The sequence below is a fragment of the Dyella sp. C11 genome, assembly GCF_003121485.1.
Classification (GTDB): domain Bacteria; phylum Pseudomonadota; class Gammaproteobacteria; order Xanthomonadales; family Rhodanobacteraceae; genus Dyella.
Genome location: NZ_QAVX01000010.1, coordinates 1 through 15,312 on the forward strand (window position 1 = coordinate 1; position 15,312 = coordinate 15,312).

15 protein-coding genes and 5 tRNA genes are annotated in these 15,312 nt (G+C 61.9%); 5 read left to right on the forward strand and 15 right to left on the reverse strand.

Annotated elements, in window-relative coordinates; genetic code table 11:
• Window positions 1-79 precede the first annotated feature (79 nt).
• On the reverse strand, window positions 80-1,558 hold the full coding sequence (locus DK366_RS11015; protein ID WP_232821007.1) for an XrtA system polysaccharide chain length determinant: 1,479 nt from the start codon (window positions 1,556-1,558) through the stop codon (window positions 80-82).
• Window positions 1,559-1,589: 31 nt separating this feature from the next.
• The gene (locus DK366_RS11020; protein WP_109125613.1) at window positions 1,590-2,213 is read right to left on the reverse strand and encodes an XrtA/PEP-CTERM system exopolysaccharide export protein; all 624 of its coding nucleotides are present in this window, start codon (window positions 2,211-2,213) and stop codon (window positions 1,590-1,592) included.
• A gap of 346 nt (window positions 2,214-2,559) precedes the next feature.
• On the opposite strand from DK366_RS11020, the gene DK366_RS11025 reads away from it, so the two are divergent.
• Window positions 2,560-3,360 carry a glucose 1-dehydrogenase gene (locus tag DK366_RS11025; RefSeq protein WP_109125614.1) on the forward strand — a complete coding sequence of 267 codons (801 nt, stop codon included), beginning with the start codon at window positions 2,560-2,562 and terminating at the stop codon, window positions 3,358-3,360.
• A 119-nt stretch (window positions 3,361-3,479) separates the two neighbouring features.
• Window positions 3,480-4,436, forward strand: a complete 957-nt coding sequence (locus DK366_RS11030; RefSeq protein ID WP_109125615.1) for a class I SAM-dependent methyltransferase — start codon at window positions 3,480-3,482, stop codon at window positions 4,434-4,436.
• Window positions 4,437-4,440: 4 nt separating this feature from the next.
• On the opposite strand, the gene DK366_RS11035 is transcribed toward DK366_RS11030, so the two are convergent.
• From DK366_RS11035 to rlmE, 8 genes are all read right to left on the reverse strand, one after another.
• Window positions 4,441-5,553 (reverse strand): helix-turn-helix transcriptional regulator, encoded by a 1,113-nt coding sequence (locus DK366_RS11035; RefSeq protein ID WP_109125616.1) that lies wholly within the window; start codon window positions 5,551-5,553, stop codon window positions 4,441-4,443.
• 241 nt (window positions 5,554-5,794) lie between these two features.
• Window positions 5,795-5,870 (reverse strand) — tRNA-Lys (locus DK366_RS11040).
• A gap of 28 nt (window positions 5,871-5,898) precedes the next feature.
• A tRNA-His gene (locus tag DK366_RS11045) sits at window positions 5,899-5,975 on the reverse strand.
• A 13-nt stretch (window positions 5,976-5,988) separates the two neighbouring features.
• Window positions 5,989-6,065: transfer RNA gene (locus DK366_RS11050), tRNA-Arg, on the reverse strand.
• Between the two features lie 27 nt (window positions 6,066-6,092).
• A tRNA-Pro gene (locus DK366_RS11055) sits at window positions 6,093-6,169 on the reverse strand.
• A 173-nt stretch (window positions 6,170-6,342) separates the two neighbouring features.
• Window positions 6,343-6,419: transfer RNA gene (locus DK366_RS11060), tRNA-Arg, on the reverse strand.
• 388 nt (window positions 6,420-6,807) lie between these two features.
• Window positions 6,808-8,757: an ATP-dependent zinc metalloprotease FtsH gene (gene ftsH / locus DK366_RS11065; protein ID WP_198651516.1), complete on the reverse strand. Its 1,950-nt coding sequence runs from the start codon at window positions 8,755-8,757 to the stop codon at window positions 6,808-6,810.
• Complete coding sequence (gene rlmE / locus DK366_RS11070; RefSeq protein ID WP_109125617.1) at window positions 8,754-9,404, reverse strand: 23S rRNA (uridine(2552)-2'-O)-methyltransferase RlmE; 651 nt, start codon at window positions 9,402-9,404, stop codon at window positions 8,754-8,756. Before rlmE ends, ftsH begins: the two co-directional genes overlap by 4 nt.
• Before the next feature lie 83 nt (window positions 9,405-9,487).
• On the opposite strand from rlmE, the gene yhbY reads away from it, so the two are divergent.
• Window positions 9,488-9,784, forward strand: a complete 297-nt coding sequence (gene yhbY, locus DK366_RS11075) for a ribosome assembly RNA-binding protein YhbY (protein ID WP_109125618.1) — start codon at window positions 9,488-9,490, stop codon at window positions 9,782-9,784.
• Between the two features lie 12 nt (window positions 9,785-9,796).
• The gene (locus tag DK366_RS11080) at window positions 9,797-10,174 is read left to right on the forward strand and encodes an Mth938-like domain-containing protein (protein WP_109125619.1); all 378 of its coding nucleotides are present in this window, start codon (window positions 9,797-9,799) and stop codon (window positions 10,172-10,174) included.
• Window positions 10,175-10,215: 41 nt separating this feature from the next.
• Here DK366_RS11080 and DK366_RS11085 read toward each other — a convergent pair whose 3' ends face one another.
• The 4 genes from DK366_RS11085 to surE all read right to left on the reverse strand — a co-directional run bounded on the left by DK366_RS11085 (window position 10,216) and on the right by surE (window position 13,396).
• Window positions 10,216-11,199, reverse strand: a complete 984-nt coding sequence (locus tag DK366_RS11085; protein WP_232821008.1) for a peptidoglycan DD-metalloendopeptidase family protein — start codon at window positions 11,197-11,199, stop codon at window positions 10,216-10,218.
• A 77-nt stretch (window positions 11,200-11,276) separates the two neighbouring features.
• The gene (locus tag DK366_RS11090; protein WP_109125621.1) at window positions 11,277-11,885 is read right to left on the reverse strand and encodes a VTT domain-containing protein; all 609 of its coding nucleotides are present in this window, start codon (window positions 11,883-11,885) and stop codon (window positions 11,277-11,279) included.
• A 31-nt stretch (window positions 11,886-11,916) separates the two neighbouring features.
• Window positions 11,917-12,597 (reverse strand): protein-L-isoaspartate(D-aspartate) O-methyltransferase, encoded by a 681-nt coding sequence (locus tag DK366_RS11095; RefSeq protein ID WP_109125622.1) that lies wholly within the window; start codon window positions 12,595-12,597, stop codon window positions 11,917-11,919.
• A gap of 4 nt (window positions 12,598-12,601) precedes the next feature.
• Entirely contained in the window at window positions 12,602-13,396 is a 795-nt protein-coding gene (gene surE, locus DK366_RS11100) for a 5'/3'-nucleotidase SurE (protein ID WP_109125623.1), read from the reverse strand.
• Window positions 13,397-13,595: 199 nt separating this feature from the next.
• Here surE and DK366_RS11105 point away from each other — a divergent pair, with 199 nt between their 5' ends.
• Window positions 13,596-14,144 carry a Smr/MutS family protein gene (locus DK366_RS11105; protein ID WP_109125624.1) on the forward strand — a complete coding sequence of 183 codons (549 nt, stop codon included), beginning with the start codon at window positions 13,596-13,598 and terminating at the stop codon, window positions 14,142-14,144.
• 148 nt (window positions 14,145-14,292) lie between these two features.
• Here DK366_RS11105 and truD read toward each other — a convergent pair whose 3' ends face one another.
• Complete coding sequence (gene truD, locus DK366_RS11110) at window positions 14,293-15,309, reverse strand: tRNA pseudouridine(13) synthase TruD (protein WP_109125625.1); 1,017 nt, start codon at window positions 15,307-15,309, stop codon at window positions 14,293-14,295.
• Window positions 15,310-15,312 lie beyond the last annotated feature (3 nt).

Below are 15,312 nucleotides of genomic sequence, written 5' to 3' on the forward strand. Positions count from 1 at the left end.
CCCTAGTTTTCTTACTTTTCCCGCGAGCCCCGACCTCGACACGGGTAGGTTGGGAGGGAGGGTTAGTTGTGTAAGTGAGTCAGGTCATGTTCCGCATGCGGTCGCGACGGCGATCGCTCGGTGTCGGATAGAACGGAATGGACGCCAGCACCGGACCACCGATGGCCTGCTCCACCTGCCATACCGAGCGTGCGCGCGGATCGAACCACACCAGCGCGAACAGCAGGCCCAGTGGCAGGAAGACCGACAGGCCCATGCCTGCCAGGCCGAAATGCATGAAGCGCAGGCCCGACGGCGCCAGCGGCATCACCGCCGGGTTCTGCACCAGGAAGGTCAGGCCGCGCTGCTCCGCATCGAGATTCATCGACACACGGGCGTTTTCACGGCGCTTGAGCAGATCCTGGTACACGTCACGGTTGACGTTGTAGTCACGCGTCAATTCGGCAACGACGTTTTCGGAATTGGCAATGCGGGCACTGCGCTGCAATTCCGACTGCAACATGGATTCACTCGCACCCATGCGCGCCGCCGCGGCAGCACTCGCCGCGCGCGCCGACACCAGCTGCGACTTCATCTGCTGGTAGGCCGGGTTGAAGGACACGTTGTTGTCCAGCGCCGTCGGCGTTCCTGCCAGTTGCGCGGCCTGCTTGCGCTGGTCGGAGTCCGCCAGCTGCTTCTTCAGGTCCTCGATCTGGTGACGCAGGCGCACGACATCTGGATACGAGTCCGTATACGTCAGCAGCAGCTTGTTGAGTTGCGCCTGCTGCTCGCCCAGCTGGGCCTGCAGCACGCCATCGGCGGTCTGCACCGTGCTGACTTCCGATTCGCCACTCAGCTGCGATGCCAGCGAACCTTCCTGCGAGCGGCGCTCCATCATGTCCATGCGCGCCGATTCAATTTGCGTGCGCAGCTGGCTGATGCGTGCCGCCGTGTCGGCTTCGGTGCCGGGACGCGCATCGGCATTGGCGTCGCGATAAGCCTTCAGCTTGTCTTCGGCGTCGGTGAGCTTGGCGCGATACGCCTCGACCTGGCTATTGATGAATTCGTAGGCTTCGCGACTTTCGCGCTGCTTCGATGCCAGGCTTTCGCTGATGAACAGTTGCGCGAATGCGCGCGCCACCTCGTAGGTGCGCTTGGCATTGTTGTCGCTGTAGGTGATGGTGATCAGGTTGTCATGCGTGATCTGCACCAGGGTGCGCGCCTTGATGCCCTCGGCAATGCGGTCCTGCTCCACCGGCGTCGGATGATCGACCATCCAGCCACCCGCTTCGAGGATCTTGCCCATCACCTTGCGGCTGAAGATCACGTCACGCGCCATGTTCGCGCGGTTCTTGTTGGCGGTCGGCGCTGCCGCGCCTTCCATCAACGGCGTGATGATGCTGCTTTCCTGCGCAAGGATCGTGGTGGATGCCATGTACTTGCGCGGCCACAACATGCCGGCAGTCAGTGCAGCCAACGCGATCAGTGCAAACGCAACTCCCAATGCCAGACGGCGACGGCGTGCTTCGTTGATCAACGCCGGCACCAGGCTTGCCATCGGCCTGAGTTCTCCGCTCATGGCGACGCCCTCCCTTCCCCTGCTGGCGGTCTTAGAACGACCGCATTGGTACGGTGACAACATCCCCCGGCTGCACCGGGTAATTGGTGGCGAGATCGCCCTTCTGCAGCACCTTGTCCAGGCGTACCGCATAAGGCGTGGTCACGCCGTCCTTGCCTTCGCGATACAGCTCGGTGCGATCAGGCGCGGCAAATTCGGTCGTACCGCCCGCGGCAAGCACGGCGTCCAGCACCGTCATGCCCTGGCGATAAGGAAGCGATACAGGTGTGCGTACGGCGCCCGTCACGCGTACGCGGGAAAGGTATTCGTGGCTGCGCAGGGCTGTCAGGATCACCGCGACCTGCGGGTCGCGAACGTAGGACTGTAATTTGTCCTTGATCTCCGCGGCAACCTCTTCCGGCGTCTTGCCACCGGCGACCACATCGCCAATCAGTGGCACCGTGATCTTGCCGTCCGGCCTTACCGGCACGCTCACACTGAGGTCCTGGTTCTGCCAGACCGTGACCTGCAACTGGTCATCCACACCGATCTTGTATGTGGTTACCGCCTGGGCGGTGGGGTCGATCTTCGGTGCTTCAGTGGAACCGCGGCCCGTAGCGCAGGCGGTCAGCAATGCAGATACGCAAACAGCAAACAACACAGGAAGAAGTTTCATGGCGAGCCCCCTGCCCACAAAGTGTGAACTGCGTCGCCTTCGAGTATATCCACGCCCCCAGAAAACTTGACAAAACCATTAGTTCTATGTCTTGCCGCACATGGATTTAGGGAAAACCGCCGTCGCGCAGCAAGCCATCGGACAGCAAGGCATCGGCAACCGGCGACCCCTCAACGAACAGGCCTTGTGTCATCGCCAGGTCGCCAAGCCAGCTCCGGCGGATTTAGACCGTTTGGCCGATGGATGACACCGGGCACCGCGACCACGCGACCGCTACTTGCCAATCACGCCCAGCCGTCCAGCCTAGACAGCCAGGCCTTCACCCACGAATCGAGGAATACACCCCGTGACCACGACGCCCGCCATCACTCCCTTCAATGCCACGCCCTTGGAAGGGCGCACGGTTCTAGTCACCGGAGGCGCGCAAGGCATCGGCCGTGGCATCGCGCAGGCCGTGCTTGGTGCGGGCGGCAACGTTTTCATCGGCGATCTCGATGTGGAAGCCGGCAACGCATGCATCGAGGAATGGAACGCAGGAAAACGCGCGGGGTTCACGACGCTCGACGTATCCCGTGAAACCAGCATCAAGCGGTGGACGGCGGCTGCACTAAAGCACTTCGGCCATATCGACGGCCTGGTGAACAACGCCGGCATCGCCAACCCGCACGCCGCTCCATTGAGTGAATTGGCACTCGAAGACTGGAACCGCTACCTCGCGACCAACCTCACCGGACCCTTCCTCTGCAGCAAACACGCACTGCCGCATTTGCGCGAGCGCCAAGGCGCCATCGTCAACATCGCTTCCACCCGTGCACTGCAATCAGAACCAGACTCGGAAGCCTATGCCGCCACCAAAGGCGGGCTACTCGCATTCACGCATGCATTGGCCATCAGCGCCGGGCCCGAGGTGCGCAGCAACGTCATTCTTCCAGGCTGGATCGCCACCGACGCCTGGCGCAAACCTTCCGAGCGATCCGCGCCGAAGCTCAGCAAGCGCGATCACGCGCAACATCCGGCAGGCCGGGTTGGCACGCCGGAAGATATCGGTGCCCTGGCCGTCTATTTGCTGTCTTCGCAGTCGTCGTTTGTTACAGGGCAGCACTTTGTGGTGGATGGAGGCATGACGGTGAAGATGCAGTACGAGTAAGCGCATTGACCGAATGCCCCTCCAGGTCATCGTGCCATGAACGATCTCATCCAAATGAATGAGGCCTCTTTGCTCAAATCGACCTAGATTGTGTCGACCACGACATTGAGGGGCCGACCATGTCCGCAGCCATCCTTGATACCTATGCCGCGAAAGTATTGAACGCAGCCAATGAGCAGCACCCGAGTTTCGCTTCGGAAATGACACGGTACGTACGAGCGCTTCGTGACTATTTCGTCGAGCTGGGACCGAGCCGATTCAAGGAGGTTGCTGACGCGGTGATGCGTCATCCCGTCAAGGCCTTGATGCATTCCGATCCCTTCACTTGGCGCACCTATGACAAGCCGCGCGGCTACGCAGGGGATGCGGTGATGCTGGACTACATCTACGGCCCGCAGTTTGCGAACCCTCCCTGCCCCAGCCAAGCCGCACAGCGCTTGTACCTCTACAGCACCAACTCACACTCCTGCCAAGGGGTTCGATACCGGCGAGACCAACTCGCCATTGCCATCGACAGGGCAGCGGTAGACGTAGATTCACCAAGAATTCTCGCTTTGGCATGCGGCCATTTGCGCGAACTTAGTTCGTGTCGGGCATTCGCCATGAAGCGCAACCTTGAGATCGTCGCCATGGACCAGGACAAACTCAGTCTTGACCAGGTAGAACGCGACTACGGGTCTTATGGAGTTCAAATTCTCCATGCCGGCGTGCGCGAGATCTTAAAAGGTCGCATCGACCTCAGAAACTTCGACCTCATTTATGCAGCAGGCCTATTCGACTACCTTCCCGATGAAGTCGCACGCCCTCTCATCGTGCGTTTGTTCCAGGCCCTTAATCCTGGAGGACGATTGCTCTACGCCAATTTTGTCCCGGAGATCGAAGACTGCGGATACATGGAAACTTTCATGGATTGGCACCTGCTCTTCCGAACCAAGTTCGAAACACTGGATTTGGCTCATGGCGTCAGCATCACCGAACTCTCCGACCGCAAGCTTTGGACTGACCCTCTGAACACGATGGCGTTTGTTGAACTGGTCAAAGCGCCCAGCTCACCTCAAGAGGTGGAAGATGGTTGACGGCTTAGCCCCGAGAAAGAATCAACACACGCACCAGATCAGACTGTCGCCTGGTATTTGTCTTGGCAAACAAGGCACGCAAGTGCGTTCTGACTGTATTGAGGGAGACGCTGGAATCCTCAGCCGCTTCTTGCAATGAATTCCCCGCAGCTAATCGCTGGGCCAGACAGGCTTCTGCCGAAGTAAAACCCCAAAGCTCCTGCCAGTGCGCGCGGTGGTTCGACAGCACACAAGTCTGCGTTTCCGAAATGAACAGCATGATCCCGGCATCCGGCTCGCCCCACTGCGCGTCAGCCACCTGATCAATGGGACAGGCTTTCAGGGAGGCCTGCCAACGCCCGACAGGGTCATGCACTCGCATGGAAAAGGGCTGGGGGCATGCGATCGACGCTGTGCGCACGTAAGCGTGCAATTGATTCGATTGAGCACGAGTGGGCAGACTCAACCGACCATCCAGGCTGCGCTGATAAATCGCCCGGGCCTCGAGTCGCTCGGCCGACGTGTTGGCGAATCGAATGACGCCGCGTCGGTCCAGGATGATCACGCCATCTTCAAGACGATCGAGCGACGCGCGAAAAGTACGCGCCAAGGTTTCCATCCATCCCAGGCGTTGCTGTAACAAATAGGCGGTACGCAAGTGCGGCAACAAGGATTGAGCTTGCTGCCGCTCTGCCGGCTTGAAGTACCCCTCTTTGCTCTGGCGATTGATGGACAGCACCGTCATTTGCGACAGCCCGTCATGCCTGAGCAACAGTGCCATGCCGTGCTCGATTCCCAAGGGTTTGAGTACCTCGGAATAGAAGCGCGACGAATACAAGGCTCGGGGTGGAAGCAAACCTTTGTCGTCAGCGAGCCCCTCACGAAACAACTGTTCGCCACCATGGATGTACCACGGATGTTCGTGCGCGAGGTTCTTGAAGCGAACGGCCAGATCCGTATCGACGCCCACCGACTTATCAATCACACCTTGTTGGTGCAACACGTCATGGGAATGAAAGGCGACGGCGTGGGAGCGAAAGGCATCTCCCACTGCACTGAGGAACGGCCGCCAGTCGGCAGCCGTCGGACTCATGTCGTACAGGCGATCAAGCAGCCCCGACAACGCAAGCTGCGCCATTGGCTTGCCCTCGATGTCCCCCGGTTTCAGGCTCTCGCCAATCCAGTGAGGAGGCAATACAACTTAGGCAATGCCCGCCCCAAATGCTGCGTCCGGCTGCGAGGCGTCAACGGGCCGGCGAAGGCAGGATAATCGCGTTGACGTACTGCCTATCCAAAACCGAAAGACAGCCCAATGGGAAATCCGGGCCAAACAGCGGGCAAAGAAAAAGCGCTTAGATTTCTCTAAGCGCTTTTTCAATTGGTGGGCCGTGAAAGATTCGAACTTTCGACCAATTGATTAAGAGTCAACTGCTCTACCAACTGAGCTAACGGCCCTGAAACTGATTTTTCTTACTTGATCAACTGGGGTGGAAGATGGGACTCGAACCCACGACCCTCGGAATCACAATCCGATGCTCTAACCAGCTGAGCTACATCCACCGCATTGTTGAACTGGCGCGCCCGACAGGAATCGAACCTGCAACCGTCGGCTTAGAAGGCCGATGCTCTATCCGGTTGAGCTACAGGCGCTTGTGCACATTGTGCATAGCATCTGCATGGTCGGGGCAGAGGGATTCGAACCCCCGACATCCAGCTCCCAAAGCTGGCGCTCTACCAGGCTGAGCTATACCCCGATTTCGAAACCTTCAACCTTCTCGGGCCGAAGCTTTGAAATGCTACGGGTGACACCTAGCCTAGTCAATCCGTATCAAAGCACCGAACACACTAAACGTTACGTCCGGTCCACTTGGCGATTCACTGCCTTGCGGCGCAAGCCGTGATGCGAACATCACACCTTGCTGTTAAATGGCGCGCCCGGAGAGATTCGAACTCCCGACCACCAAGTTCGTAGCCTGGTACTCTATCCAACTGAGCTACGGGCGCGTTTTTAACTTTTGCCTCTTCGCTTAACCACCGAGGTGGAAAGCGCCGAAGCCAGAAGCGGAATTATTCAGATTCGAGGGCAGTGCGTCAATACTTTTTTTCAGTTTTTTTTCATCGCCGTCTGAGATTCTTCACATTCGGCGACGAGTGCACTGCACCCGAGCCAGCTAGTTTAGCCATCTGTTTCACATTCGGCTAGACCTTCTTGCAAAGAAATTGCAGTTGATCGAACGATGCGGGAAACCAATCGCAGCGCGAAGCTGCCATCACGCACATCCGAGGGTTCAACGCACGCACTTGATGTTCGTTGCCCGCACTCGCGCACGAGAATTTCCGGCAAAGAAAAAGGCGGCACATGGCCGCCTTTTTCTTGATCAACGCATCGGTATCAGCGATCCGCGACTCGACTCTGCGTTGCAGGATCGCCCACCTTCGCACCCGCATCGCCACGCGGCGGCGGAGGCGGCGGCGTGGAACCCGTGCTCGAGTTCTTCGACCAATCCGCCGGCGGCCCTGGCACGCGGCCAGCCATGATGTCGTCGATCTGTCGCGCATCAATGGTTTCGTATTGCAGCAACGCGTCGGCCATCACATGCAGCTTGTCGATGTTGTCGGTCAGCAGCTGCTTGGTACGCGCGTAGTTGCGATCGAGGATAGCGCGCACTTCTTCGTCGATCTTGCGCGCCGTCTCGTTGGAGACGTTCTTGTGCTGCGTCACGGCGCGGCCAAGGAACACTTCGTCCTCTTCTTCACCGTAGGTCACCGGGCCCAGCTTGTCGGACAGGCCCCACTTGGTGGCCATGTTGCGAGCCATCTTGGTGGCGCGCTCGATATCGTTCGACGCACCGGTGGTGACCTTGTCCTCGCCGAAGATCAGCGCTTCAGCAACTCGACCGCCGTACAGCGAGCACAGCTGCGATTCGATCGCCACGCGGTTCATGCTGTATTTGTCGCCTTCGGGCAGGTACATGGTCACGCCCAGCGCACGACCGCGCGGGATGATGGTGACCTTGTAGACGGGATCGTGCTCGGGCACGAGGCGACCGACGATGGCGTGACCGGCTTCGTGATAGGCCGTCAGCTTCTTCTCGTCTTCGCTCATGGCCATCGAGCGACGCTCGGTGCCCATCAGGATCTTGTCGCGCGCCTTGTCCATGTGAATCATGCGCACATCGCGGGCGTTTTCGCGTGCAGCGAACAGCGCGGCTTCGTTGACCAGGTTGGCCAGGTCGGCACCCGAGAAGCCCGGCGTACCACGCGCAATGGTCATGGCGTCCACGTCCGGTGCGGTCGGCACGCGGCGCAGATGCACCTTGAGGATTTGTTCGCGACCCTTCACGTCCGGCAGGCCAACCACGACCTGGCGATCAAAACGACCCGGACGCAGCAGCGCGGGATCGAGCACGTCAGGGCGGTTGGTGGCGGCGATGACGATGACACCTTCCGTGCCTTCGAAACCGTCCATTTCCACCAGCAGCTGGTTCAGCGTCTGCTCGCGCTCGTCATGACCGCCGCCCAGGCCGGCGCCACGGTGGCGGCCGACGGCGTCGATTTCGTCGATGAAGATGATGCACGGTGCATGCTTCTTCGCCTGCTCGAACATGTCGCGCACGCGGCTGGCGCCCACGCCCACGAACATTTCCACGAAGTCCGAACCGGAGATCGAGAAGAACGGCACCTTGGCTTCGCCAGCGATGGCCTTGGCCAGCAGCGTCTTACCGGTACCCGGCGGGCCCACCATCAGCACGCCGCGCGGAATCTTGCCACCCAGCTTCTGGAACTTGCCCGGGTCACGCAGGAATTCGACCAGTTCGCCGACTTCTTCCTTCGCTTCGTCGCAACCGGCGACGTCGCTGAAGTTGACCTTGATCTGGTCCTCACCCTGCAGCTTGGCGCGTGAGCGACCAAAGCTCATGGCGCCGCGACCACCCGCGCCGGCCTGCATCTGCCGCATGAACCAGATGAAGACACCAACGATAAGGATGATGGGCAACCAGTTGAGCAACAGCCCCAACAGCGAGAAGCCGTTGTTGGAAGGCTCCTGGCGCACCTCCACGCCCTTGTCCTGCATCTGCTTGACCACCGAGTTGGTGGACCAGCCGAGGACCGGCGCGACCGTGCGGAACGAGCTGCCATCCTTCAGCTTGCCGCTGATGGTGGCCGGCTGATCGGCGCTGATGGTGGCGGAGGACACGTTACCGTTGTCCACGCTTTGCACGAAGCTGCTGTAGGGCAGATCCGAGGAAGCACCACCGTGCGGATTAAAGCTCTGGAACACCATCAGCAGGACCACTGCGATGATCAGCCAGAGCAGCAGGTTTTTCGCCATTTCATTCATGCACGGTTCTCGCCCGATTGCCCGCCGCGGACCTTTCGCCCTACGGCCAATGCATACACCTCCCGCGAACGTGCGCGGGAGGCCTTAGGTTTACGCATCGTTACGCGGGTGAAGTCTGCGCGCAAGCTGCGTATGTATTCGTCAAAGCCTGTCCCCTGGAACAGCTTGATCAGGAACGACCCACCCGGCTTCAGCCACTGCCGGCTGAAATCCAGCGCCAGCTCAGCCAGGTCCATCGCCCGGATCTGATCGGCCAGGGCCACACCACTCATATTGGGGGCCATATCAGACAGCACAAGATCGACTTGCTGGCCCTGTAGACGGGCTTCCAGCTCCCGCAGGACGGACTCTTCGCGGAAATCGCCCTGGAGGAAGTCGACGCCGCCGATGCCCTGCATGGGGAGAATATCCATGGCGACCACATGGCCGGTATCGCCCAGGCGCTGGCGAACCAGCTGGGACCAGCCGCCCGGGGCAGCGCCAAGGTCGACCACGCGCATGTTGGGCTTGAGCAAGCGATCCTTGTCGATCAGCTCTTCCAGCTTGAAAACGGCGCGCGACCGCAGGCCCTCGGCCTGGGCCTTCTTCACATAGACATCATCGAAATGTTCCCGCAGCCAGCGGGAACTGCTTTTGCTGCGAGACATGGGTCGGCAACGGCCACAATACGGGGGAGATGCCCGCATGATAACCTTTGCGGTCCTATCGCAGTGAATCCGAGACTGAACGCATGGCACTTTCCCCTTCGCAGCGCCGCTACCTGCGTAGCCTTGCGCATGATCTGCACCCCGTCATCATGATGGGCGCCAAGGGCGCGACCGAGGCCGTGCTCAAGGAACTGGATCTCGCCCTGTCCCACCACGAGCTGGTCAAGGTGAAGCTTTCGGGCGGGGACAAGGAAGAGCGCCAGGAGCAGATCGACTTCCTGGTTGAGGGCACCCAGTCGGAAAGCGTGCAGCAGATCGGCCACATCGTGGTGCTGTTCCGTCGCAACGAGGACGAGCCCAAGCTCGCCCTGCCCCGCTAAGGGCCTCTGCCGATGGATCTGTCGCTCGACCATCCTGGCCAATACCTGTTCGTGCGCCGCGTGAGCGCCAGTGGCATCGTCGTGGTCGACCGCGAGCTGACCACCAGCTTCCTGCTGTCGCCTGATCGCGTCGTGGAGAACTGGCCAGTCGGCGCCTCGACCGAGCTGGATGCCAGCCATGTCGATGCCATTCTGGAACTGAAGCCGGAAGTCGTTCTTCTTGGCACTGGCGAACGCCAGGTCTTCCCCGCGCCCGCCTTCATGGCCGGCCTGCTGCGCAAGGGCGTGGGCGTGGAGGTCATGGACAACGCTGCGGCTGCCCGCACTTACGACCTGCTGGCTGGCGAAAGTCGCCGCGTGGTGGGCGCCTTCATTCTGCCGAATCACTGAACGGCACCAGGCGTCACCCCGACACGGGATGACGCCATCGATCAACGCGACGGCAGGTAACCCATGGGGTCGACCGGGTTGCCGTCCTTGCGGATCTGGAACTGCAGCTCGTCGCGCGATGCGCCCGTCGAACCCATTTCCGCGATCTGCTGGCCTGCCGTGACGCGCTGGCCTTCCTTCACCAGGCGCTTGCTGTTGTGGCCATAGGCCGACAGGTAGCTGTCGTTGTGCTTCACGATGACCAGTTCGCCGTAGCCCACCAGGCCATTGCCGCTGTACACCACGACGCCGTCGGCAGCAGCGCGCACTGGATCGCCGGACTTGCCGCCAATCTCGATGCCCGGAATGGCGTCGCCGGACTGGAACCGCTTGATCAACGTGCCGTCAGCCGGCCAGCGCCAGGTCACGCCACCGTTGCTGCGCGTGGCGCCCGGCGCGGCAGGGGTTGGCGGAGCCGGCGGGGGCGTGTTGCTGGCAGTCGCGGCAGGGGCGCCCGCGACCGGGACCACGGGCGTGGTGACGGCCGCCGGTGCGGATGTTGCCGGGTGAGCCGGTGCGGCCACTGCAGGCGGCGCCGAAGCCACCGGCGAGGCCGTATCCGCGGAAGACGTCGCTGCGGGCTGGAATCCCGGCTGCGATTCCGGCGCTGGCGTTACGACATGTGCCGACGAAGGAGGCTTGGTTGTCGCCACGACAGGTGCGGTATGCATCGCCGCGCTTGCCGGCGGCCGACCGGCGGCGGGCGATTGCAGCTGCAAGTCCTGCCCCGGCCAGATCGTGTACGGCGAATCGATGTGGTTCCAGCTCGCCAGATCGCGGAAATCCACGCCATTGCGGAACGCGATCGAATACAGCGTGTCGCCCTTCACCACTTTATAGGTGCCACCCGGCGCCGGTCGCTGCGCAGGCGCAACGACGCGCGGCGAGCTGCCTGCCGCAGGTTCGACAACCACGGACCGCTGGGTGCCACAGGCAGCCAGCAGGATGACGGGGGTCAGCAACAGTGACCGGAGATATCCATTCATGTCGGTCAGCATAACGAGGCGCCGCTCTATTTTCATGCGTACCTGGCAGTTCGACGCGTCAGCCTGCGGGACAACGTTCAGCGCGAGAAGACCCACCAGGCTGCCAGCGCCGCCAATATCACCAGTGCAGCCCAGCCAATGCGCTCGATGTGCTTGTGCAGAATGCGTTCGGCGCGCTCGCCGAAAATACGAATAAGCAAGGCCAGCAGCCACACGCGCTTGCCACGCCCCACCGCCATGCACACCAGGAACGGGATGATCGGTACACCGACAATGCCCGCCGCCCACGTGACGAACTTCATCGGCACCACCGGCTGCAAAGCGGCCAGTGCCAGCACGAGCATCAGACCAAGCCAGTGCTCGTTCATTTGCAGGCGCAGGTTGTCCACGCCCTTTTCGATGGGCGCAAGCAGATGCAGGCTATCGAGCAACGGCGACAGCGCGTGGAACGCCCAATGGCCCAGCGCGTAACCCACCAGCGAGCCGAGCAACGAGAACAGCAGGCTGATGTTGGCGTAGAAGAAGGCCTTGTGACGCTTGCCGAGCATCATCGGCGCCAGCATCACCTCCGGCATGATCGGAAAAATGAAGGCTTCGACGAAGCTCAATCCGCACAGGTAGTACACAGCCCTGGGGTGGCGCGCCCACGTGAGTGCACGCGCGTAAAGCGGTCCGAACAGGCGCATTCTCGTTAACTTCCTTGGTGGACGAGGCGCATCAGCCGATGCCGCCGAGCAGGGGGACGAAACTGACCGCGGCCAGTTCTTCCTGGATGAAATCGCCCTGCCCGTCGCCGCGCATGCGAATCAGTGTCTGGTTGCTGGGCGAACCGACCGGAGCCACCAGCACGCCCGTCGGGCTTAGCTGATCGAGCACCGCGTGCGGAATCGCGTCACCGGCGGCCGTCAGGATGATGGCGTCGAACGGTGCTTCGTCGGCCCAGCCCAGCTTGCCGTCGTCATGGCGCGAACGGATGTTCGCCAGACCCAGCTGGCGAAAGCGGCGTCGCGCCTGGCGCAGCAGTTCTTCGATGCGTTCGACCGTAAACACCTGTGGCACCACCTGCGCGAGCACCACGGCCTGATAGCCCGAGCCGGTGCCGATCTCCAGCACCTTCTGCGGCGTGCCGAACTCGAGCAGCGCCTCGGTCATGCGCGCCACCACCCACGGCTGGGAAATGGTCTGGCCGTGGCCGATCGGCAGTGCGGTGTTTTCGTAGGCGCGTGAATGCAGCGCCTGGTCGATGAAGTGATGACGCGGTGTATTGCGGATCACATCGATCACGCGCTGGTCGCGGATGCCTTCTTCCTTCAGCTTTACCGCCAGGCGATCGCGCGCGCGCTGCGAGGTCATGCCCTCGCCTTTCAATGCCGATGGTGGCAACGGATGCACGTTCATGCCCTCACGCTGCCTCGTCGGCCGACTTGCCGCCCGTCACGCCCTGGTTCAGCGCACCTACCCAGCTGCTGACCTTTTCCAGCGCCTGGAAGCGGGGGAGATCGACATGGATCGGCGTCACCGACACATAGCCGCGACGTACGGCATTGAAGTCCGTACCCGGGCCGGCGTCATCGACGTCGCCCGCCGGGCCAATCCACCAGATTTCCTTGCCGCGCGGATCGGTCTGCTTGATGCACGGCTCCGAACGATGGCGCTTGCCCAGGCGCGTGACTTCGAAACCCCGGATCTGATCCCACGGCAGGTCCGGCACGTTGACGTTGAGGATGGTGTCCGCCGGCAACGGATCGACCCGCAGGCGCTCCATCAGCAACAGCACGGCATTGGCCGCCGAATCGTAGTGCTCGCCCTTGTGATCCTTGCTCACCAACGACACCGCGATGGCGGGAAGGCCGAGAAAACGCCCTTCCATCGCCGCCGACACCGTGCCCGAGTAGATGACATCGTCACCCAGGTTGGCAGAATTGTTGATGCCTGAAACCACCATGTCCGGCTCGTAATCCAGCATGCCGGCCAGCGCCAGATGGACGCAGTCGGTGGGCGTACCGGCAACACGGTAGTAACCGTTGTCCATGCGCAGTGCGCGGATGGGTGCATCCAGCGTGAGGGAATTGCTGGCACCGGAACGGTCGCGGTCGGGCGCCACTACAGTCACCTGGCCGACGGCGCCAAGGCGCTCGGCGAGCACGCGGATGCCCGGTGCATCCACGCCATCGTCGTTGCTTACAAGAACTCGCATGATGATCCGTTCAAAGCCTGTCACAGCGACGCCGCAGAGGCAGCGCACGCCGGGTGAAGCCTGAAGTCTACCGGACCGGCGCGGCGGTTTCACATCACGCCGGCTCACGTTTCCGACCGCGGTTTTGCAGGCCATTCGAGCTGCCCGGCTCAACCCGGACGCGACGCCGCCGTGACGCCGGTGCATTAGGATTCAGGCCATGAAACAACGCCCGCCCTCCCCGGTTTCCGACGCCGATGCCCGCCTGTTCCGGGACGCCATCGGCGACGTGACGCCGTTCGATCCGGTGGCGCCAGCACCCGCTGCGCCCAAGCCCGAGCCACACCCGCACATGCTTGACGCCGACGAGGCCGCCGTACCGGGCGAGCTGCTGGACATGGCGTTCGACCCCACCTTGCTGGAGGTCGGCGAAGAGCTGAGCTATCTCAGGGACGGTTATCCACCCAAGCTGCTGCGCCAACTCAAGCGCGGCCAGTTCAGCGTCCAGGACGAGATCGACCTTCACCAGATGAACGCGGCGACGGCGCAGGCGTGCATTGCCGATTTTCTGGCCGAGGCAAAACACCATGGCATTCGCTGCGTGCGCATCGTGCACGGCAAGGGTTTGCGTTCGCGTGCGGCGGGACCCGTGCTGAAGGTGCTGACGGATCGCTTGCTTCGTCGTCGCGACGACGTGGTGGCGTTTGCGTCGGCGCGGCCGATGCAGGGTGGGGCGGGGGCTGTCGTGGTGTTGTTGAAGGGGCAGTGAGGTGGTTCGGCGCCGTTAGTGGATGTGATGCGTATCCGGCGCTTCTTACGTTGATGGGGCGACTTCCCTCGCTCTGTGGCAAATCTTTCCGCGAGCACCCTCCCCTCACCCCGGCCCTCTCCCCGGAGGGGAGAGGGAGAAGTGGAGTTCAACTCGTGATGGCGAGCTCTCGCACTACCGTGGTTGCGTACGCTCCCGCTTGCAGCTCAAAGCTCAGTTCCAGGGAACCGTCTTCCAGCCAACGCCATGCGAGGTTCTGCGGAATCATGCGCAGCGCGCGGCGTTCCTGATCCATCTTGGCGGCCACCAGACCATCGGCCAGGTCGGCATTGGCGGCGGCAATCGCGTTTTCGAGCGAAGCCACCTCTCCCTGTGCCGGCGTCTCGCCACGTCCCCACAACGGACCCGACGGATGAATGTCACCCGTCGCCAGTCGCTGCGACAGCGTGGCGTCGAACGGCTCGGGACCGAACCACGAGCGGGAGCCGGCCAGCGACCAGATCTCGCCTTCCATCGGCGAATCCCATGCATCGCGTTCAATGCGCGCCGCGAGCACGGCGTTGAAGATGTGCGAGCGTGCCGCGGACAGCAGGAAATGACGCTTGTCGCGATCCACGCGTCGACCGGCAAACATGGCGCGTGCCTGCGCCACGTTGCTGCCCTCGCGGCCGAAACGCTGCTCGCCGAAATAGTTGGGCACGCCGCGCAGTGCAATCTGCTTGAGTACCTGCTCGGTGACGGCACGGTCGCCGTCGACCTGGCGCAGGGTGATCACGAAGCGATTGCCACGCAACGCACCGCGCTTCAGCTTGCGCTTGTGACGCGTCACCGCCAGCACTTTCACACCTTCTGCGGAAAGCGTCGTCCAGTCGGGGTCAGGCTTGCCTGCCAATTGCACGGAAAAGGTCTGGCGCGTGACCGCATGACGATCCTTGAGGCCCGCGTAGCCCACGTTGAGCGGGGGAATGCCCGCAAATTTCGCCAGTTCGCGTGCCACCCAATCGGTATTGGCGCCGCGCTTTTCCACCCACAGCAAGGCGTGCTCACCCTCGCCGTCAGCGTCGTAGCCGAGAATTTCCTCAACCTGGAAATCCTCGGGCGTGCTGCGCAATACGGCGGTCAGGGACGGGTTGCCATAGGCATAGGGCAATTCAAGATCGGACATGGG